Source organism: Streptomyces sp. NPDC002853 (genome assembly GCF_053591915.1).
This window is the reverse complement of the sequence record NZ_JBSFUS010000004.1, coordinates 584,706-604,307: the sequence shown is the minus strand read 5'-3', so window position 1 is coordinate 604,307 and position 19,602 is coordinate 584,706. Positions and strand designations below refer to the sequence as shown.

General features: G+C 71.0%; 17 protein-coding genes. 13 read left to right on the top strand and 4 right to left on the bottom strand.

From position 1 onward, the window contains the following. Window positions 1–45 precede the first annotated feature (45 nt). Entirely contained in the window at window positions 46–3,075 is a 3,030-nt protein-coding gene (locus ACWD02_RS14020) for an alpha-mannosidase (RefSeq protein WP_451208976.1), read from the top strand. Between the two features lie 113 nt (window positions 3,076–3,188). Beyond that, window positions 3,189–3,560: a VOC family protein gene (locus ACWD02_RS14015; protein ID WP_451208974.1), complete on the top strand. Its 372-nt coding sequence runs from the start codon at window positions 3,189–3,191 to the stop codon at window positions 3,558–3,560. A gap of 15 nt (window positions 3,561–3,575) precedes the next feature. Here the strand turns inward: ACWD02_RS14015 and ACWD02_RS14010 are convergent, their stop codons facing one another. Continuing rightward, a complete protein-coding gene (locus ACWD02_RS14010; protein ID WP_451208971.1) occupies window positions 3,576–4,277 on the bottom strand; it encodes a FadR/GntR family transcriptional regulator in 702 nt (233 codons plus the stop codon). A 178-nt stretch (window positions 4,278–4,455) separates the two neighbouring features. Here ACWD02_RS14010 and ACWD02_RS14005 point away from each other — a divergent pair, with 178 nt between their 5' ends. From ACWD02_RS14005 to ACWD02_RS13970, 8 genes are read left to right on the top strand one after another with little or no spacing between them, the layout of a single operon-like run. Further along, a complete protein-coding gene (locus ACWD02_RS14005) occupies window positions 4,456–5,541 on the top strand; it encodes a sugar ABC transporter substrate-binding protein (RefSeq protein ID WP_451208968.1) in 1,086 nt (361 codons plus the stop codon). 8 nt (window positions 5,542–5,549) lie between these two features. Beyond that, window positions 5,550–7,160 carry a sugar ABC transporter ATP-binding protein gene (locus ACWD02_RS14000; RefSeq protein WP_451208965.1) on the top strand — a complete coding sequence of 537 codons (1,611 nt, stop codon included), beginning with the start codon at window positions 5,550–5,552 and terminating at the stop codon, window positions 7,158–7,160. Then, the gene (locus tag ACWD02_RS13995) at window positions 7,153–8,193 is read left to right on the top strand and encodes an ABC transporter permease (protein ID WP_451208962.1); all 1,041 of its coding nucleotides are present in this window, start codon (window positions 7,153–7,155) and stop codon (window positions 8,191–8,193) included. Before ACWD02_RS14000 ends, ACWD02_RS13995 begins: the two co-directional genes overlap by 8 nt. 50 nt (window positions 8,194–8,243) lie before the next feature. Then, entirely contained in the window at window positions 8,244–9,584 is a 1,341-nt protein-coding gene (locus ACWD02_RS13990) for an L-fuconate dehydratase (protein WP_451208959.1), read from the top strand. After that, a complete protein-coding gene (locus tag ACWD02_RS13985; RefSeq protein WP_451208956.1) occupies window positions 9,581–10,345 on the top strand; it encodes an SDR family NAD(P)-dependent oxidoreductase in 765 nt (254 codons plus the stop codon). The genes ACWD02_RS13990 and ACWD02_RS13985 overlap by 4 nt, the downstream gene beginning before the upstream one ends. Continuing rightward, window positions 10,342–11,346 carry an aldo/keto reductase gene (locus ACWD02_RS13980; RefSeq protein WP_451208952.1) on the top strand — a complete coding sequence of 335 codons (1,005 nt, stop codon included), beginning with the start codon at window positions 10,342–10,344 and terminating at the stop codon, window positions 11,344–11,346. Before ACWD02_RS13985 ends, ACWD02_RS13980 begins: the two co-directional genes overlap by 4 nt. Next, window positions 11,343–11,657, top strand: coding sequence for an L-rhamnose mutarotase (locus ACWD02_RS13975; RefSeq protein ID WP_451208949.1), 315 nt, complete (start codon window positions 11,343–11,345; stop codon window positions 11,655–11,657). Before ACWD02_RS13980 ends, ACWD02_RS13975 begins: the two co-directional genes overlap by 4 nt. Continuing rightward, a complete protein-coding gene (locus tag ACWD02_RS13970; RefSeq protein WP_451208946.1) occupies window positions 11,654–12,520 on the top strand; it encodes an amidohydrolase family protein in 867 nt (288 codons plus the stop codon). The genes ACWD02_RS13975 and ACWD02_RS13970 overlap by 4 nt, the downstream gene beginning before the upstream one ends. Before the next feature lie 23 nt (window positions 12,521–12,543). Here ACWD02_RS13970 and ACWD02_RS13965 read toward each other — a convergent pair whose 3' ends face one another. Continuing rightward, window positions 12,544–13,962 carry a lipase maturation factor family protein gene (locus ACWD02_RS13965; RefSeq protein ID WP_451208943.1) on the bottom strand — a complete coding sequence of 473 codons (1,419 nt, stop codon included), beginning with the start codon at window positions 13,960–13,962 and terminating at the stop codon, window positions 12,544–12,546. A 115-nt stretch (window positions 13,963–14,077) separates the two neighbouring features. Between ACWD02_RS13965 and ACWD02_RS13960 the strand changes: the two genes are divergently transcribed. Genes ACWD02_RS13960 through ACWD02_RS13950 form a run of 3 tightly spaced genes read left to right on the top strand, consistent with a single transcriptional unit; the run spans window position 14,078 to window position 18,237 of the window. Beyond that, window positions 14,078–15,220, top strand: a complete 1,143-nt coding sequence (locus ACWD02_RS13960) for a DUF6777 domain-containing protein (protein ID WP_451208940.1) — start codon at window positions 14,078–14,080, stop codon at window positions 15,218–15,220. A 42-nt stretch (window positions 15,221–15,262) separates the two neighbouring features. Next, a complete protein-coding gene (locus tag ACWD02_RS13955; protein WP_451208937.1) occupies window positions 15,263–17,332 on the top strand; it encodes a SpoIIE family protein phosphatase in 2,070 nt (689 codons plus the stop codon). 44 nt (window positions 17,333–17,376) lie between these two features. Further along, the gene (locus tag ACWD02_RS13950) at window positions 17,377–18,237 is read left to right on the top strand and encodes an Fpg/Nei family DNA glycosylase (RefSeq protein ID WP_451208935.1); all 861 of its coding nucleotides are present in this window, start codon (window positions 17,377–17,379) and stop codon (window positions 18,235–18,237) included. Window positions 18,238–18,255: 18 nt separating this feature from the next. Here ACWD02_RS13950 and ACWD02_RS13945 read toward each other — a convergent pair whose 3' ends face one another. Together ACWD02_RS13945 and ACWD02_RS13940 are read right to left on the bottom strand one after the other, a co-directional pair. After that, window positions 18,256–18,909 (bottom strand): zf-HC2 domain-containing protein, encoded by a 654-nt coding sequence (locus ACWD02_RS13945; protein ID WP_451208932.1) that lies wholly within the window; start codon window positions 18,907–18,909, stop codon window positions 18,256–18,258. Between the two features lie 151 nt (window positions 18,910–19,060). Next, window positions 19,061–19,576 (bottom strand): hypothetical protein, encoded by a 516-nt coding sequence (locus ACWD02_RS13940; protein WP_451208930.1) that lies wholly within the window; start codon window positions 19,574–19,576, stop codon window positions 19,061–19,063. Between the last annotated feature and the right edge of the window lie 26 nt (window positions 19,577–19,602).

Genomic DNA, 19,602 nt, shown 5'->3' with positions numbered 1-19,602 from the left:
AATCCCGCCACCCCACCCGCACCGACCACACAAACGGAGAGCACCATGCACGACGACCGCACCCTCATAGAAGCCCGCCTCAAGCGCGTCCTCGACGAACGCATCCGCCCCGCCGTCCACCCCGAGTCCGTACCCCTGGACGTGGCCGTCTGGAACGCTCCGGGAGAGCCCGTGCCCGTCGCGGAGGGACTCGCGGCGCACCCCGAGCCGACGAAGGTCGGAGCCGCCTGGGGCGCCCCCTGGGCCACCAGCTGGTTCCAGGTGACCGGCACCGTTCCCGAGGAATGGGCGGGGAAGACCGTCGAGGCCATCCTCGACCTCGGCTTCGACGAGAACATGCCCGGCTTCCAGTGCGAGGGCCTGGTCTACCGCCCCGACGGCACCCCGGTGAAGGGCCTCAACCCCCGTAACCAGTGGGTGCGGATCGCCGCCCCGGCGGCCGGAGGCGAAGACGTCCACCTGCACATCGAGGCCGCGTCCAACCCCGTCATCCTCGACTACCACCCCTTCCTGCCCACCCAGCTCGGCGACAAGGAGACGGCCGGCAGCGAGCCCCAGTACAAGCTCGCCCGCATGGACCTCGCCGTCTTCGACGAGACCGTGTGGCAGCTCGTCATCGACCTCGAAGTGCTCGGTGAGCTGATGCAGGAGCTTCCCGAGGATTCCGGGCGGCGGTACGCGATCGTGCGCGCCATCGGCCGCGCCCTGGACGCCGTCGACCTCCAGGACGTGAACGGCTCCGCGCCCGCGGCCCGCGCCGAACTCGAAGGCGTCCTCACCACCCCCGCCGAGCCCTCGGCCCACCGCATCAGCGCCGTCGGCCACGCGCACATCGACTCCGCGTGGCTGTGGCCGCTGCGCGAGACGGTGCGCAAGGTCGCGCGTACGACGTCGAACATGACCGCGCTCCTCGAGGACGAGCCGGACTTCGTCTTCGCGATGTCGCAGGCGCAGCAGTGGGCGTGGGTCAAGGAGCACCGGCCCGAGGTGTGGGCGAAGGTCAAGAAGGCGGTCGCCGACGGGCGGTTCGTGCCGGCCGGTGGCATGTGGGTCGAGTCGGACACGAACATGCCGGGGTCGGAGGCGATGGCCCGTCAGTTCGTGCACGGCAAGCGGTTCTTCCTCGACGAGTTCGGCGTCGAGAACGACGAGGCGTGGCTGCCGGACACCTTCGGCTTCGCCGCAGGTCTTCCGCAGATCATCAAGGCGGCGGGCTCCAAGTGGCTGCTGACCCAGAAGATCTCCTGGTCGCAGACCAACCGCTTCCCGCACCACACGTTCAACTGGGAGGGCATCGACGGGACCCGCATCTTCACGCACTTCCCGCCCGTCGACACCTACAACTGCTCGATGAAGGGCAGCGAGATCGCCCACGCGGCGAAGAACTTCAAGGACAAGGGTGTCGCCCGGCACTCCCTCGCCCCGACGGGCTGGGGCGACGGAGGCGGTGGCACCACCCGGGAGATGATCGCGAAGGCGGGCCGCCTCCGCGACCTGGAGGGCTCCGCCACCGTCAAGTGGGAGACCCCGGCTGCCTTCTTCGAGAAGGCCGAGGCGGAGTACCCGAACGCCCCCGTCTGGGTGGGCGAGCTGTACCTGGAGCTCCACCGCGCCACGCTCACCAGCCAGGCGGGCACCAAGCAGGGCAACCGCCGCAGCGAGCACCTGCTGCGGGAGGCGGAACTGTGGGCGGCGACGGCGGCGGTCCGCGCACCCGAATTCGCCTACCCCTACGAGGAGTTGGACCGCATCTGGAAAACGGTGCTGCTCCACCAGTTCCACGACATCCTGCCCGGCTCGTCCATCGCCTGGGTGCACCGGGAGGCGCGCGCGACGTACGCGAAGGTCGCCGATGAGCTGAACGGCATCATCGACGCGGCTCAGCGGGCGCTCGCCGGGGAGGGCGGCGGCACGGACACCACCCTCGTCTTCAACTCCACCCCGCACACCCGCGACGGCGTCCCGGCGGGCGGCGCGCGGCCCGCCGCGATCGACGGCCAGTCGGCGATCGCCTCCCGTGCCGACGGCGGCTACGTCCTCGACAACGGTCTGCTGCGGGTCGAGATCGACGCGCGCGGCCTGATCGTCTCGGCGTACGACATCGTGGCCGACCGGGAGACCGTCGCGCCCGGCCAGGCGGCGAACCTGCCGCAGATACACGCCGACTTCCCGAACATGTGGGACGCGTGGGACGTCGACGAGTTCTACCGGAACACCGTCACGGACCTGACGGATGCGGACACGGTCGAGCCCGTCGAGAACGACGCGTCGGTCCGTGTCGTACGCAGCTTCGGCGCTTCGCGGATCACACAGACGCTGACCCTGTCGCCCGGTTCCATGCGCCTGGACATCGACACGGAGGTCGACTGGCACGAGACGGAGAAGTTCCTGAAGCTGGCGTTCCCGCTGGACATCCACGCGGAGCGGTACGCCTCGGAGACGCAGTTCGGCCACTTCTACCGGGCCACGCACACCAACACGAGCTGGGAGGCCGCCAAGTTCGAGGCGTGCAACCACCGCTTCGTGCACGTGGAGGAGCCGGGCTGGGGCGTGGCGCTGGTCACCGACTCGACGTACGGCCATGACGTGACCCGCACGGTGCGCGCCTCGGACTCCGGCACGACCACGACGGTCCGCGCCTCGCTCCTGCGCGCCCCGCGCTTCCCCGACCCCGAGACGGACCAGGGCGTCCACCGCTTCCGGCACGCGCTGGTCCCGGGCGCCGCGATCGGCGACGCGGTGCGTGAGGGCTACCGGATCAACCTGCCCGAGCGGCAGGTCCAGGGCGGCGCCGAGGTGGCCCCGCTGGTGACCCTCGACAACGACGCCGTCGTCGTCACCGCGGTCAAGCTGGCCGACGACGGCAGCGGTGACGTGGTCGTCCGCTTCCACGAGTCGCGGGGCGGCCGGGCCAAGGCGACGCTGAGGGCGGGTTTCCGGGTCGGCTCGGTCGAGGTGACGGACCTCCTGGAGCGCCCCCTCGCGGACGCGCCGGCTCCGGAGCGCTCGGACGACGGTGTCGCCCTCACCCTGCGCCCGTTCGAGCTGGTGACGCTGCGGCTGACGCGGGCGTGATGTCTGACTGAGCGGCAGAGCGCAGCTGCTCAGGAGCCGGGCGGGCTGGTCGACCAGCCCGCCCGGTGCTTATGCCGTCGCGGACCGGTGTGCCACGGCGCACACTGACCCACATGCCTGTAGCCCTGCATCACATCGTCATCGACGCCCACGATCTGCCCGCCCTGGCCCGCTTCTGGGCGGAGGCGCTGCACTGGCGGATTCTGTCCGAGCGCGAGCGGGAGGTGGTGATCGGGCCCGACGAGACCGCGCCGGTCGGCATCTGCTTCATGCCGACGACGGACCGCAAGGCCGTCAAGAACCGTCTGCATCTGGACCTGACGTCCGACGCCGAGGACCGCGACGCCGAGATCGACCGCCTGCTCGCACTCGGGGCGCGGCGGGCGGAGGTCGGACAGACCGGCGAGGAGACATGGACGGTCCTGGCCGACCCGGAGGGGAACGAGTTCTGCGTGGTCCGTCCGAAGCACACCCTCATCGGTTAGAGCGGGGGCTGCGCGTCAGCCGTCCACCTGCGTCCGCATCCACTCCTCCACCTCTCCCACATGTGCCGCCGCCGCGGCCCTGGCTGCCTCTGGGTCGCGGGCCACCAATGCCCGGTGGATTCGGGCGTGTTCGCGGCGGGTACGTTCGAAGGCGCCCTCTTCCTGGTAGCCGCGCCAGACCCGTGCGCGGAACGTGCGGGACGACAGGCCCTCCAGGATGGCCGCCATCGTGTCGTTGCCTGCCGCGAGGGCGATCGTGCGGTGGAACGCCAGGTCGTGGGAGAGGATCTCCTCCGGGTCCTCCGTGGCGTTCATCGCCTCCAGGTGTTTCTCCACGTCCGCCAGTTGGTCGGCGGAGATCCGCGCCGCCGCCAGCGCCGTCGCCGTGGATTCGAGGACCCGGCGTACCTCCAGAAGTTCCACGAGGCGCGGTCCCCGTGACAGGTCGGCCACGACGCCGAAGGTCTCCAGGAGATCCCCGGCCTCCAACTGGGTGACGTAGATGCCCGAGCCGTGCCGGGCCTCCAGGACCCCCATCACCGTGAGCGCACGGATGGCCTCCCGCATGGAGCTCCGTGAGATGCCCAGCTGTGTGGCCAAGTCCCGTTCCGTCGGCAGACGTTGGCCCGGTTCGAGCCGGCCCTCGCCGATCATCGCCTTGATCTGTTCGATGGCCCGTTGCGTCACGGTGCCCTTCTGCGGGGCGGTCTGGTCCACGTAACGCTCCTCCACTAGCCGAGTGCGCCGCAGTCTAATCAGGGATGTGGTCGGACCACTACGGCCTGAAAGCAGGAAAACTTGGCGTCGAGGGGTGTTGTGAGCGCCAAGTGGTCTGATAAATATTCGCCCATCAGTCGCTAGGACGCCCGATCCACGCTCGATGAGGAGCCGTCAGATGGCCGGCAGAACAGTGCGCAACTGGACCAGCAAGGCGGGGACTTCGCGCGCGGCGCGGATCGCCGCCGCCGCGGCCTGCGCGTCCCTCGTGCTCACGGCATGCGGCAGCACGAAGGACAGCGCGGCGCCCGCGGGCGGCGGAGGCGGCGGAGAGGGCAAGGTCGGAGTGATCCTGCCCCTGCTGACCTCGCCGTTCTGGCAGTCGTACAACGACTACGTGCCCAAGATGGCGAAGTCCGAGGACGTCGACGCGATGAAGACCGTCAACTCCAACAGTGACCCCTCGCAGCAGATCACCGACATCAACAACCAGCTCAACCAGGGGGTCAAGGGGCTCGTCGTCGCACCCCTGGACAGCGCGGCCATCTCCGCGGGACTCGACCAGGCCGAACGCAAGGGTGTGCCCGTGGTCGCCGTCGACGTCGCCCCCGAGAAGGGCAAGGTCGCGATGGTGGTGCGGGCCAACAACGTCGCGTACGGCGAGAAGGCCTGCGACTACCTCGGCGAGAAGGTCAAGAGCGGCAAGGTCGTCCAGATCATGGGAGACCTCGCCTCCGTCAACGGCCGCGAGCGCTCCGAGGCGTTCCGCACCTGCGTGAAGAAGAAGTACCCCAAGCTCAAGGTCCTGGAGATCCCCGCCAAGTGGGAGTCCGACACCGCTGCCTCCAAGCTGGACACCCTGCTCAACTCCAACCCCGACATCAAGGGCATCTACATGCAGGCGGGCGGCGTCTATCTCGCGCCCACCCTGCAGACCCTGAAGTCCAAGAAGATGCTGAAGAAGACGGGCGAGAAGGGACACATCACCGTCATCTCGAACGACGGCATCCCGCAGGAGTTCGACGCCATCCGCAAGGGCCAGATCGACGCCACGGTCTCGCAGCCGGCCGACGCGTACGCCAAGTACGGCATGTACTACATCAAGGCCGCGATGGACGGGAAGAAGTTCAAGCCAGGCCCCACCGACCACGACTCCACCATCGTGAAGCTGCCCAGCGGCATCCTGGAGGACCAGCTGCCCGCGCCCCTTGTCACCAAGGAGAACGTGGACGACTCCGAGCTGTGGGGCAACACGGTCAAATGAGTACGCCGATGACCGAGCCCCCCACCGGCCCGGCGACGACCCCGCTCGTCGAAGCGGCCGGCATCACCAAGCGGTACGGACCCACCGTCGCCCTTCAGGACGGACAGCTGACCGTCCTGCCCGGTGAGTCCCACGCCCTCGTCGGCCGCAACGGCGCGGGCAAGTCCACCCTCGTCACCATCCTCACCGGACTCCAGGCCCCGGACGCGGGCACCGTCCTCTTCGACGGGGAGCCCGCGCCCGCGCTCACCGACCGAGACGCCTGGCGCCGCAAGGTGGCCTGCGTCTACCAGAAGCCGACGGTCGTGCCCGATCTGACCGTCGCCGAGAACCTCTTCATCAACCGGCAGCCCGAAGGCCGCGGCGGCTTCATCAGCTGGCGCAAGCTGCGCGCACAGGCCGCGGACGTGCTCGACACCTGGGACGTGCGCGTCGACCCGGACGCGCGCACCGCCGACCTCAAGGTCGAGGACCGGCAGATGGTCGAGATCGCGCGGGCACTCAGCTTCGGGGCGCGGTTCATCGTCCTGGACGAGCCCACCGCGCAGCTCGACAACCGTGAGATCGAGCGGCTCTTCACGCGCATGCGGGCGCTCCAGGAGTCCGGGGTCACTTTCCTCTTCATCTCGCACCACCTCCAGGAGGTGTACGAGGTGTGCCAGACCGTCACGGTCCTGCGCGACGCCCGCTGGATCACCACCGAGCCCGTGGCCGACCTGCCCCGCGCCGCCCTGGTCGAGGCGATGGCGGGCGAGGCGCTGCGGGAGAAGGAGGCCGCCGAGGAGTCCGTGGCCCGGACGGAGGTCCCCGCCGACGCCCCGGTGATGCTCGACGTCAGGGGCCTCACCGGCGACTCGTACGCGGGCGTCGACCTGACCGTCCGCACCGGTGAGGTCGTGGGCCTCGCCGGGTCCAGCGGCAGCGGCAAGATCAACCTCGCGGAGACCGTCGCGGGTCTGCGTACGCCGACCGCCGGAAGTGCACAACTCGACGGTGAGAAGCTGCCGTTCGGGGATGTTGCCGCCTCTCTGCGGGCCGGCGTCGGCTGCGTGCCGCGCGACCGGCACGACCAGGGCCTGGTCTTCGGGATGACGATCGGCGACAACGCCACGATGACCGTGCTCGACCGGCTCGGGAAGTACGGCTTCGTCCGCACGGAACGCAAGCGCGGCTTCGCCGAGGAGCTCATCGACCGCCTCGACATCCACGCCGAGGGACCCCATCAGCCCGTGTCGGACCTCTCCGGCGGCAACGCCCAGAAGGTCGTCATGGCGCGCGCACTCGCCTCCGACCCGCGACTCCTGGTCCTGATCAACCCCACCGCGGGCGTGGACGTGAAGTCCAAGGAGTCACTGCTCGCCCGGATGGACAACGCCCGCGACGACGGCACCGCCGTCCTCGTCGTCTCCGACGAACTGGACGACCTGCGGCGCTGCGACCGCGTCCTGGTCCTCTTCCACGGCCGGGTCGTCGCCGAGCATGCGGCGGGCTTCAACGACCACGACCTGATCGCTTCGATCGAAGGGGTGGGCGAGACGCGCCCCGACAGGGGCGCGGGGAACGGCGCGACCAGCCACAACGGGCCGGCGGCCGCATCACAAGGAGACCACCATGGCTGACCTCAAGGCCCCGGCAGCGACGGGCGCCCCCGTCACGCAGGGGCGCCCCGCCGAATCGCGCTCGGCGAAGGACATCGTCCTGCGCAGGGCGCGTGAACTCGCCCTGGTTCCAGCCCTGCTGCTGCTCATGCTGCTCGGCGCCCTGGTGAACGACTCGTTCCTCACGGAGCGCAACCTCATCTCGATCCTGGGGGCCTCCGCCGCCCTCGCGATGGTCGTGCTCGCCGAGTCCCTCGTCCTCATCACCGGCAAGTTCGACCTCTCCCTCGAATCGGTCGTCGGCATCGCGCCCGCCGTCGGCGCGCTGCTCGTACTGCCCGCCGCGCAGGCCGGATTCGGCACCGAGATGCCCGCAGCGGTGGCGCTCCTCGCGATCCTCGCCGTCGGCGCGGTCATCGGCGCCTTCAACGGCATCCTCGTGGTGAAGCTCAAGCTCAACGCCTTCATCGTCACGCTCGCCATGCTGATCGTGCTGCGCGGACTGCTCGTCGGCGCGACCGAGGGCAAGACGCTCTTCGGCATGCCCGACGCCTTCTACACCCTCGCCACCTCGACGTTCCTGACCATCCCGCTCTCGGTGTGGCTGGCCGCGATCTCCTTCGGCGTCGCCGGCTTCGTCCTCAAGTACCACCGGGTGGGGCGCGCCCTGTACGCGATCGGCGGCAACGCGGACGCGGCACGCGCCGCGGGCATCCGCGTCGAGCGCGTGATGCTCGGCGTGTTCGTCGTCGCCGGTGTTCTCGCCGCCGTCGGCGGACTCATGCAGACCGGCTACGTCGGCGCGATCAACGCCAACCAGGGCCAGAACATGATCTTCACCGTGTTCGCGGCCGCGGTCATCGGCGGCATCAGCCTCGACGGCGGCAAGGGCACCATGTTCGGCGCCCTCACCGGCGTCCTGCTGCTCGGCGTCGTACAGAACCTGCTCACTCTCGCCCAGGTGCCTTCCTTCTGGATCCAGGCCATCTACGGCGGAATCATCCTGGTCGCCCTGATGATCGCGCGCATCACCACCGGCCGCGCACAGGACTGACCCCGCTCCGGGTTCCCCCGTCTTCCTGCCCCTTTCCGGAAAGGCCTCCTGTGTCCCCGACCTCCGCCCGCATCACCGCGGTCGACACCTACGACGTACGGTTCCCGACCTCCCGGGAGCTGGACGGATCCGACGCGATGAACCCGGACCCCGACTACTCCGCCGCCTATGTCGTGCTGCGCACCGACGCGGACGACGGCCTTCAGGGGCACGGCTTCACCTTCACCATCGGGCGCGGCAACGACGTCCAGGTCGCCGCGATCGAGTCGCTGCGTCATCACGTGCTCGGCCGGTCGGTCGAGGAACTGTGCGCCGATCCGGGGACGTTGAACCGCGACCTGGTCGGGGACAGCCAACTCCGCTGGCTCGGGCCCGAGAAGGGCGTGATGCACATGGCCATCGGTGCCGTGGTCAACGCGCTGTGGGATCTGGCGGCCAAGCGGGCGCGCAAACCGCTGTGGCGGTTCCTTGCGGACGCCGAGCCCCAGTGGCTCGTCTCCCAGATCGACTTCCGCTACATCGCCGACGCCCTCACCCCGCAAGAGGCCCTGGACATGCTCCGGTCGGGCCGCCACGGCGCCGCCGAGCGTGCGGCCCTGCTGCGGGAGCGCGGTTTCCCCGGATACACGACGTCACCCGGCTGGCTCGGCTACAGCGACGAGAAGCTGACCCGCCTCGCCCGGCAGGCCGTCGCCGACGGTTTCACGCAGATCAAGCTGAAGGTCGGCGCGGACCTGGCGGACGACGTACGCCGCTGCCGTACCGCCCGCGAGGCGATCGGGCCCGACATCCGCATGGCGATCGACGCCAATCAGCGCTGGAACGTGGGCGAGGCCGTCGAATGGACGCGCGCCCTCGCGGAGTTCGACCCGTACTGGGTGGAGGAGCCGACGAGCCCCGACGACGTCCTCGGCCACGCCGCGATCCGCAAGGCGGTCGCCCCGGTCAAGGTCGCCACCGGCGAGCACGTGCAGAACCGCATCATCTTCAAACAGCTCCTCCAGGCGGGCGCCATCGACGTGCTGCAGATCGACGCGGCACGCGTCGGCGGAGTCAACGAGAACCTCGCGATCCTGCTCCTTGCCGCCAAGTTCGATGTTCCCGTCTGCCCGCACGCCGGTGGGGTCGGCCTGTGCGAACTCGTCCAGCACCTCTCGATGTTCGACTATGTGGCGCTCGCGGGGACCACCGAGAACCGTGTCATCGAGTACGTCGACCACCTCCACGACCACTTCGTCGACCCGGTCGTGGTGCGCGAGGGCCACTACAGGGCGCCCACCGCGCCGGGCTTCTCGGCCACCATGCGCGCGGAGTCCCTCGCCGAATTCACCTACCCGGACGGCGCCTTCTGGGCCGCCGACCTCGCTCAGGGCAAAGGAGCCGCCGCATGACCGACGCCCAGGACTTCGAAGGGCTGAAGGCCCTGGTCACCGGGGGAGCCTCCGGGATCGGACGGGCCACCGCCGAACTGCTCGCCGCGAGAGGCGCCCGGGTCGCCGTGCTCGACCTGGATCCCGGCAGCGTGGAGAAGCCGCTCACCGGCCACCGCGCCGACGTCTCCGACGACGCCTCGGTGCGCGAAGCCGTCGCCGCCGCCGTGGAGGATCTCGGCGGACTCGACGTACTGATCAACAACGCGGGCATCGGCGCGCAGGGCACCGTCGAGGACAACGACGACGACCAGTGGCACAAGGTGATCGACGTGAACGTTCTGGGGATCGTGCGCACCACCCGCGCCGCCCTGCCGCACCTGCGCGTCTCCACCCAAGCGGCGATCGTCAACACCTGCTCCATCGCAGCGACGGCGGGCCTCCCGCAGCGCGCCCTGTACTCGGCTTCCAAGGGCGCGGTGCTCTCCCTGACGCTCGCGATGGCCGCCGATCATGTGCGCGAAGGGGTGCGCGTCAACTGCGTCAACCCCGGCACCGTGGACACCCCGTGGGTCGGCCGCCTCCTGGACGCCGCCCCCGACCCGGCGGCCGAGCGTGCCGCGCTCGCGGCCCGCCAGCCCACCGGGCGCCTCGTCTCGGCGGACGAAGTCGCGGGCGCCATCGCCTACTTGGCGAGCCCTCTGTCCGGCGCGACCACCGGCACCGCGCTCGCCGTCGACGGCGGCATGCAGGGCCTGCGGCTGCGCCCGGCGGGCAAGTGAGCGGCCTGACGCGGCGCACCCTTGGACCCGGCGGCGTCGAGGTGACCGAGCTGTCCTTCGGCGCCGCCGGCCTCGGCAACCTCTACACGCCGATCACCAGCGAGGAGGCCGCCGCGGCGGTCGACGCCGCCTGGGAGACCGGCATCCGCTACTTCGACACCGCCCCGCACTACGGCATCGGGCTGTCCGAACGCAGGCTCGGCCAGGCACTGCGGGCACACCCACGGGACACGTACACGCTCTCGACCAAGGCGGGCCGCCTCCTCGAAGCGGTGGAGAGGCCCGCGGGCGACGACCTCGCCCATGGCTTCGCCGTCCCGGCCACGCACCGCCGGGTCTGGGACTTCAGCGCGGACGGCATCCGCCGCTCCCTGGAGGCGAGCCTCACCCGTCTCGGCCTCGACCGTGTCGACATCGTCTACCTCCACGACCCGGACGACCACGCCGAGCAGGCCTTCCGCGTGGGATATCCGGCCCTGGAGCGGCTGCGCTCCGAAGGCGTCGTGGGCGCGATCGGCGCGGGCATGAACCAGACGGCGATGCTCACCCGCTTCGTCCGCGACACGGACGTCGACGCCGTGCTGTGCGCGGGCCGCTACACGCTCCTCGATCAGAGCGCCCTGACCGAGCTGCTCCCGGCCGCGCACGAAAACGGCACAGCTGTCGTGATCGGCGGCGTGTTCAACTCGGGTCTGCTCGCCGACCCCAGACCCGGCGCGAGGTACGACTACACGACCGCGCCGCAAGATCTGGTGGACCGCGCCCGCCTTCTGCGGACGATCGCGGAGCGGCACGGCACCACTCTGCGCGCGGCGGCCCTGGCCTTCCCCCTGGCCCACCCGGCGGTGACCACCGTCCTGGTCGGCGCCCGCTCGCCGCACGAAGTCCGCGACGCGGCCCGGCAGTTCGCGGCCACCGTGCCCGGCGACTTCTGGAAGGAAGCCCGCACCGAAGGGCTGCTGCCCGCCCACGTACCCGTCCCCGGAGAGGCCCCCGCGTGAGAGTCGCCCTGCACACCAAGGTCCGCGCCGACCGCGTCGCCGAGTACGACGCCGCACACCGCGAGGTACCCGCCGAACTGGTCGCCGCCATCCGTGCGGCGGGCGCCACCTCCTGGACGATCTGGCGCAGCGGCACCGACCTCTTCCACGTCCTGGAGTGCCAGGACTACGCCCGCCTGCTCGCCGAGCTGGACAAGCTGCCGGTCAACGTCGCCTGGCAGGCGCGCATGGCCGACCTGCTCGACGTCGTCCACGACTACTCGGCCGAGGGCGCCGACGCGGGACTGCCCGTCGTGTGGGAACTGCCGTGACGGCGGAACCTGCCGTGAGCCCCGGGATCGTCGACTCCCACCACCACGTGTGGGACCTCTCCGTACGCGACCAGGAGTGGATCACCGGGGACGCGCTCGCCCCGATCCGCCGGAACTTCTCCCTCACCGACCTGCTGCCCGAGGCCCGCGCCGCGGGCGTCACCGCGACCGTGCTCGTGCAGACGGTCACCGTGGCCGAGGAGACCCCCGAGTTCCTCGCCCTGGCGGCGGACAGCGACCTGGTCGCGGGCGTCGTCGGGTGGACCGACCTCACCCGCCCGGACGTCGGTGACACCCTCAGCCGGCTGCGTGAACTTCCCGGCGGGCAGCATTTGGTGGGGATCCGGCACCAGGTGCAGGGGGAGCCCGACCCCCGGTGGCTGCTGCGGCCCGACGTGCGCCGGGGCCTTGCCGCGGTCGGCGCGGCGGGCCTGAGCCACGACCTCGTGGTCCTGCCCCACCAACTTCCGGCCTGTGTCGAGGCGGCGCGGGAGCACCCAGGGCTCACCTTCGTCCTGGACCACCTGGGCAAGCCGCCCGTCGCCTCCGGTGCGCTCGAACCCTGGGCGGCGGCCGTCCGTTCGCTCGCCGAGCTCCCCAACACCGTCTGCAAGCTCTCCGGCCTGGTGACCGAAGCCGACCCGAGGACGTGGACGGTGGACGACCTGCGCCCGTACGCGGACACCGTCCTGGACGCCTTCGGCCCCGACCGCCTGATGTTCGGCTCGGACTGGCCGGTCTGCACCCTGGCCGCCACCTACCCGGAAGTCGTGGACGCGGCACGGCAGTTGACCGAGACACTCACCGCAGGTGAACGCGCCGCCCTCTTCGCGGGGACCGCCACCCGCGTCTACGGCCTCTGACCGGCCGCTGACCGGCCTCTGACTCACCGGGGCGACGACACCCGCGTCGGCGGCAGGAACTCCCGCACGTACGTCCGCTCCCAGTGGGCACCGGTCTCCCGCAGCTCGCGCCAGGTCGTGCAGCGGTAGCGGTAGAGGCGGGCACGGATGTACGCGGGAGGCGCCTCCTGCGGGAAGGGCACGTGGCGCAGCAGCCGCAGCGTGTCCCGGTCGCCGTCCAGGAGCCGCTCCACCAGGGGGCCGAACCACGAGCGTGCGTAGGCGGGGGAGAGCGCGGCGAACCACATCATCCAGTCGAGCCGCAGATGGTAGGGCGCGAACTGCCGCGGCCGGCGGCGCACATCACCCGGCTTGCCCTTGAACTCGTACTCCCGCCACTCCGAGTCCTGGCGGGGCGTGGTGTCCGCCGTGCCCTCGATGACCACCTCCTGGCGGACGCGGCTGACGCTGCCGAACGCGCCGTAGGTGTTGACGAGATGCAGCGGGTCGAAGGAGAAGTTCATGATCTGCCGGCGCGAGAACAGGTTGCGCGCCGGGCGGTAGCTCAGGCCCAGGATCAGGGCCGTCACCGCGATGACGACCACCTCGTACCAGAGCGGGGACGCGGGCGACGCCGACGGAGCTCCCGCGCCGCCGAAGTCCACGACGGACACGGCGAGGACGATCGTCAGCCAGTTCAGCCAGGCGAAGTTGCCCGAGAGGACCAGCCACAGCTGGGTGGCGATCATCAGGCAGGCCGCGGCCGTCGCGACCGGCTGCGGCGTGAACAGCAGGACGGGCACGACGAGTTGCGTGAAGTGGTTCGCCGCGACCTCCATCCGGTGGACCGGCTTCGGCAGGTGGTGGAAGAAGCGGCTCAGCGGTCCCGGCATAGGCTGCGTCTCGTGGTGGAAGTACAGGCAGGTGAGGTTGCGCCAGCACGCGTCGCCGCGCATCTTGATCAGCCCGGCCCCGAACTCGACGCGGAACAGCACCCAGCGCAGCAGGAAGAGGATCAGCACCGGTGGCGCCGTCTCGTCGTTGCCGAGGAACACGGCGAGGAAGCCCACCTCCAGGAGCAGCGACTCCCAGCCGAAGCCGTACCAGGTCTGCCCCACGTTCACGATCGAGAGATACAGGACCCACGGCACGAGCCAGAGCAGCATGCCGCCCCACAGGGGGAGCAGCCCGTCGGCGCCCGCGAGCAGCGCGAGGGCGAAGCCGCAGCCCGACCACGCGACGAGGGCGAAGAAGCGGTCCGAATAGTGCAGCTGGAAGAGGCTCGGCGCCTTGCGGAAGGGCACGCGCTCGACGTGACGCGGTACCGGCAGCATGCCGCGCTCACCGATCAGCGCACGGAACTGCAGGGCCGCGCCCAAAAACGCGACGAGGTAGAGCGCCGCCAGAGCCCGCTGGAAGACGAGGCGGCCGAGCCAGTACTGATCCGCTGTGAACCACTCCACAAGGCCATCTTGCGCCCTGACCGGCCCGGCGCCCCTCCTCGGCTTGCGCACCCGCTCCGACTGCCCCGGAGAATGGGGCAAAGTGCCCGACAGCAGGCGGGAGAGCAGGGTGCGTATGCCCACCAGGCCCACCAGGCCCACCAGGATCTACGCGACGGCCTTCGCGCTGTCCGCGGCCCTCGCCGTCGCGGGATGCTCGGGCGGCGGCGAGAAGAACTCCGCCGCCGGCGACGCCGAGCTGTTCATGCAGCCGGTCGCCGCCCAGGGCCCCGATCCCTTCACCGACTCCACCGCGACGTCCACGGCGACCCCCTCGCCCGTCACCCGTTCGCCGCAGCCGTCACCGACGGGTACGTCCTCGCCGACGGCCCAGGGCGTGCGCTCGCTCTCGGGTGGCACGCCCGGCCTGTACGGCGGCACGCACTCCCTGGGCAGCTGTGACGTCGGCGCCCAGGTCCGCTTCCTCACCGCCGACCAGGGCAAGAGCCGCGCCTTCGCCCAGGCGTCGGGCATTTCCCGGGCGGACATCCCGGGCTTCCTGCGTGGTCTGACGCCGGTCGTGCTGCGGGCCGACACCCGCGTGACCAACCACGGCTACCGCGACGGCGGTGCCACCAGCTTCCAGTCCGTGCTGCAGACGGGCACCGCCGTCCTCGTCGACAACCGGGGGCTGCCCCGCGTGCGGTGCGCCTGCGGGAACCCGCTGAAGCCGCCGGTCGCGCTCAAGGGCACCCCGAGTCACCAGGGCGAGCAGTGGTCCGGCTACCGCCCGGCGCAGGTCGTGGTGGTGACCCCGGCACCGAAGATCATCGTGAACATCACCATCGTCAACATCGTCGACAACACCTGGATCGAGCGGAAGACCGGCGACGAGGACGGCGGCGACGACCACACCGTGCCGCCGCCGCACCCCACCCCGAAGCCCACCCCCACCTCGCCGACCCCGACCGACCCGGACGACAGCGACTCGCCCAGCGACAGTGACACCCCGAGCGACAGCGGCACGCCCAGTGACAGCGACTCGCCCGATGACAGCGATACGCCCGGCGACAGCGACACCCCGAGCGACGGTGACACGCCCGGTGACAGCGACTCGCCCAGCGACAGTGACACCCCCAGTGACAGCGACTCGCCCGGCGACCGGGACGCCACCTCCACGGACTGCCCCACGCCCTCTCCCGCCACGGGCACGGAGCCGCCCACCGGCACCCCGTCCGAGATCCCGCCGGGCTGCCCGACGCCCGCGCCCGGCGGCTGAGCGTGCGCACTCGGGCCTGACAGCGAAGAATCATGAAGTGTCATGACGCCCACGCCACTGCCGGACGACTGGCCAGCGGATCCCCGGTCGATCCTGGCGGCCAACCGCACAGGCTGCTTCGACTGGGACCTCGACAGCGGCCTGATGCATCTCGATGCCGCGGGCCACGAGGTCTTCGACGTGCGGGCCGACGAGTACGACGGGCACCCGACGAGCCTCGGCGTACGTGTTCCGCCGGTCGAGGCGCACCGACTGGACGCCTACGTCTCGCAGGCCCTCAAGGACGGCAGCCGCACCTACGGCATCTACTTCCGCATCCGGCTGCGCGAAGGCGGGCTGCGCTGGACCCATACCCAGGGGTTCATCCACCGCGACGGGACGGGCCGTCCGCACCGCATCGTCGGCATCGTCCGTGACGCCACGCAGGAGCTGGGCGACAGCACCGCCCGGCATCAGCGCGCCGACGAGGAGGAGGACCGCCGCCGCCGCACGAGCATCGTGCAGGGCACCACGGCGGCCCTCGCACACGCCCGTACCGTCCGGGACGTCATCGACGTGCTCAAGGACACCCACGGCCTCGCACACCTGGGCGCCTCGAACCTGGTCATGGGCCTGGTCGAGGCCGGGCGCATCCGGCTGGTCGCGGAGGGGCCCGTGGGCAGCTTCGTGCCGGGCACCAAGTTCACGCGGATCGACGAGCGGTATCCGATGAGCGACGCCGTGCGCACGCTCTCGCCGCGCTTCATCGAGACAGCGGCGGAGTTCGCCGCCTCGTACCCGGATCTGTGGCCGCACATAGACGAGCTGGGCATCACATCGGCCGCGTATCTGCCGCTCATCGCGCAGGCCAAGCCGATCGGCGTGCTCGGCCTGCTCTACCAGGACAAGACCGGCTTCACCGAGGAGGAGCGCAACGTCCTGGTCGCCCTCGGCAGCGGCATCGCCCAGAGCCTCCAGCGCGCCATGTTCTACGAGCAGGAGAAGGATCTCGCCCAGGGCCTCCAGCAGGCGATGCTGCCGCGCACCATCCCCGGCGTGCCCGGCGCCGACATCGCCGTCCGCTACCGCTCGGCGGCGCTCGGCCGGGACATCGGCGGCGACTGGTACGACGTGATCCCGCTGCCCGGCGGACGCGTCGGGGCGGTCATCGGCGACGTACAGGGCCACGACACCCACGCGGCGGCCGTCATGGGCCAGCTGCGCATCGTGCTGCGCGCCTACGCCGCCGAGGGGCACCCGCCCGCCACCGTCATGGCCCGCGCCTCCGGCTTCCTGCACGAGCTGGACACCGAACGCTTCGCCACCTGCCTCTACGCGGAGGCCGACCTGTCGACGGGCGTGGTCCAGCTGGTGCGGGCAGGACACATCGACCCGCTCCTCCAGCGGGCCGACGGCACCTGTCGCAGGGTGCCGGTCGAGGGTGGTCTGCCGCTGGGGCTCTCGGCCGAGTTCGGCCGTCTCGAATATCCGGTCACCACCTTCGAACTCGACGCGGACCAGGCCCTGTTGCTCTTCACCGACGGCCTCATCGAGGAGCCGGGCGCCGATCTCGACGACGGTCTGCGGGCCCTTGGCGAGCTCGCCTGCTCGGGGCCGCGCGACCTCCAGCATCTCGCGGACCGGCTCTGCGGGATCGTGGACGAGCGGGGCGGCGAGGACGACGCGGCGCTGCTTCTCCTGCGCCGCCGCACGGTCGACGCCCCCCGGTCCGGCGGCCGCCTCCAGCAGCACGTGGGCCCCGGCGACCCGGAGGCGCTGGCCGAGGCCCGGCACATGATCCGGGCCGCGGTGCGCGCCTGGGGCGCCCGGGACGGCGCCGACGAGATCGAGCTGGTGGCGGACGAGCTGATCACCAACGCGCTGATGCACACCGACGGCGCGGCGATCGTGACCCTGCGGGTGGTCAGCGGCAGCGACCGGCGCCTGCGCATCGAGGTCGAGGACTCCTCCAGTGCTCTGCCGCGCCGCCGGGAGGCGGGGGAGTCGGGGGTGTCGGGGCGGGGGTTGCTGCTCGTGGACATGCTCGCGGACGTGTGGGGTGTCGAGTCGCGTGGCACCGGCAAGTGCGTGTGGTGCGAGTTCATCGTGCCCGCCCCGGAGAACGAGGGTTAGGGGCGAGCGGATGGCACTGTCGGAACTGGGACAGGAGTGAGCGAATGCCGGAGCTTCCCGAGGTCGAGGCGCTGCGCGCCTTCCTCACCGACCACCTCGTCGGCCACGAGATCGTGCGGGTCCTGCCCGTGGCGATCAGTGTCCTCAAGACGTACGACCCGCCGCTCACCGCCCTCGAAGGGCGCACCGTCACGGCCGTCGCGCGCCACGGCAAGTTCCTCGACCTGGACGCGGACGGCCTGCATCTGGTCACCCACCTCGCCCGCGCGGGCTGGCTGCAGTGGAAGGACCGCCTCCCCGACGGCACACCACGCCCCGGCAAGGGCCCTCTCGCGCTGCGGGTCGCCCTGGACACGGGGGAGGGCTTCGACCTCACCGAGGCGGGCACGCAAAAGCGCCTCGCGGTGTACGTGACCGAGGACCCGGCAGCGATCCCCGGCATCGCCCGCCTGGGCCCCGACCCGCTGGCCCCGGACTTCGACGAGGACCGCTTCGCCGGGCTCCTGGCGGGCGAACGCCGGCAGATCAAGGGCGCGCTGCGGGACCAGACCCTGCTCGCGGGCGTCGGGAACGCGTACAGCGACGAGATCCTGCACGCGGCCCGCATGTCCCCCTTCAAGCTCACGTCGAGCCTCACCAAGGACGAGATCCACGGGCTGTACATGGCGTTGCGGAGCACGCTGACCGAAGCGGTGGAGCGCTCGCACGGCGTCGCGGCGGGCCGCCTGAAGGCGGAGAAGAAGAGCGGCCTGCGCGTGCACGGCCGCGCCGGTGAGACGTGCCCCGTGTGCGGTGACACCATCCGCGAGGTCTCCTTCAGCGACTCCTCGCTGCAGTACTGCCCCACCTGTCAGACGGGCGGGAAACCGCTGGCGGACCGGAGGATGTCCCGGCTGCTGAAGTAGCCGTGTGCGCACGCGAGTTCAGGGGCTGCGCAAGGTCAGCAGGCGCTGTCCGCCGGTGGTGCGCACCTCGTAGCGGGCGATGTCCTTCCGGGGCAGGGCCGCGCCGCCCTGTGTGGCCAGCTCCTCCGACGGCTCGCCCGCGGGTGCTTTCCACGTCGTCACCGTCTGCTCGGAGCCGTCGGTGCCGACGGCGATGAGCTCGCAGACGTGGGGGCCGTCGGGGTCGCGGACCCGGAGCCCGATGTCCGTGCCCCACTCGCGGCCCCGCGCGGTCAGCGTCGCCGAGACCCCGGTGCGGCCGTCGCGGGCGGTGATCTGTTCCGGGCCGGGCCCGTCGGCCCGCAGCACCGCGGCCACGGGAGCCGCGAGCGCCAGCACGACGCCGGCCGCGACCGCGCACAGCCACCGCCGGCGCCCGGCCCTGCGCAGCCGCACGGCCTCGGCGAGCAACCGCTCGCCGAGCCCGGGGCCGGGCACGGCCAGCGGCTCGACGTGCGGCGGCGTGAGACGTTCGTAGGCGGCCAACTGCTGTGCTGTCGGGCCGAGTTCCGCCAACAGGGCCCGGCACTCGGGGCAGTCCATGAGGTGGTCGTCAAAGCGGAAGGTGTCGGCCGCGTCGAGGACGCCGAGCGCGTAGGCGCCGGCGTCGCGGTGCCGCTCCAGGGGCCTCATGGCGTTCCTTGCGTGACGAGTCGGGCAGGGGGGTGCTTCCTGCCCTCCCGTACGCAGCGGACCGCCGAATCACTCAAGACACGGGACGCGAACACTCGCACGGGGTGTCAGGGCGACTCCGTGGCGGTGTCGGAACACTTCTGCCGGAGCGTCAGAACAGATGGATCGCCAGGTGTCCGAGCGGCAGCCCCAGGCGCCAGGCCGCCGTCCACACCTTGGGTCCGTCGTCCTCACCGGACGGCGATCCGCCGCCCGGCACCGCGTCCAGATCGGGCGCGAGCAACTCCGTCTCCTCGAGCCAGCGCCATGCCAGGTCGGCCAGCTGCAGGTCGGGTGCGGGCTCGCCGGAGGCGACCGCGTCCGCCGTGAGCAAGGCCATCCGCTCACCGACCCAGTCGAGCCACGGCTGGTCGTACGCCGTCAGGGACAGCCAGGTCTCCAGCTGGGAGACCACACGGATGCCCGAAAGCTCGCCATTTGTGTCGGAGAGGAAAATAGTCAGGGCCAGAGCATCACGCCCCGCGCGGTATTCGAAAGATGTCGGCGGCATCAAATCGCCGGTACGCAGCAATTCGTCCGCGATGTACTCGGCGTACAACCACGCCATCGGCACGGCCAGTTCGCCATCACTCGGGCCCTCCGTGTTTCCTCGGCTCTCGTGCAGCATCCCGTCTCGCCTTCCTCCGATCCGTG

What these genes read in the sequence shown, in the direction of transcription:
- ACWD02_RS14000 (WP_451208965.1), top strand. Translation starts at nt 5,550, where the DNA reads ATGACCGAGCCCCCCACCGGCCCGGCGACGACCCCGCTCGTCGAAGCG.
- ACWD02_RS13945 (WP_451208932.1), bottom strand. Translation starts at nt 18,909, where the DNA reads ATGAGGCCCCTGGAGCGGCACCGCGACGCCGGCGCCTACGCGCTCGGC.
- ACWD02_RS13950 (WP_451208935.1), top strand. Translation starts at nt 17,377, where the DNA reads ATGCCGGAGCTTCCCGAGGTCGAGGCGCTGCGCGCCTTCCTCACCGAC.
- ACWD02_RS13955 (WP_451208937.1), top strand. Translation starts at nt 15,263, where the DNA reads ATGACGCCCACGCCACTGCCGGACGACTGGCCAGCGGATCCCCGGTCG.
- ACWD02_RS14015 (WP_451208974.1), top strand. Translation starts at nt 3,189, where the DNA reads ATGCCTGTAGCCCTGCATCACATCGTCATCGACGCCCACGATCTGCCC.
- ACWD02_RS13995 (WP_451208962.1), top strand. Translation starts at nt 7,153, where the DNA reads ATGGCTGACCTCAAGGCCCCGGCAGCGACGGGCGCCCCCGTCACGCAG.
- ACWD02_RS14005 (WP_451208968.1), top strand. Translation starts at nt 4,456, where the DNA reads ATGGCCGGCAGAACAGTGCGCAACTGGACCAGCAAGGCGGGGACTTCG.
- ACWD02_RS13960 (WP_451208940.1), top strand. Translation starts at nt 14,078, where the DNA reads ATGCCCACCAGGCCCACCAGGCCCACCAGGATCTACGCGACGGCCTTC.
- ACWD02_RS14020 (WP_451208976.1), top strand. Translation starts at nt 46, where the DNA reads ATGCACGACGACCGCACCCTCATAGAAGCCCGCCTCAAGCGCGTCCTC.
- ACWD02_RS13985 (WP_451208956.1), top strand. Translation starts at nt 9,581, where the DNA reads ATGACCGACGCCCAGGACTTCGAAGGGCTGAAGGCCCTGGTCACCGGG.
- ACWD02_RS13940 (WP_451208930.1), bottom strand. Translation starts at nt 19,576, where the DNA reads ATGCTGCACGAGAGCCGAGGAAACACGGAGGGCCCGAGTGATGGCGAA.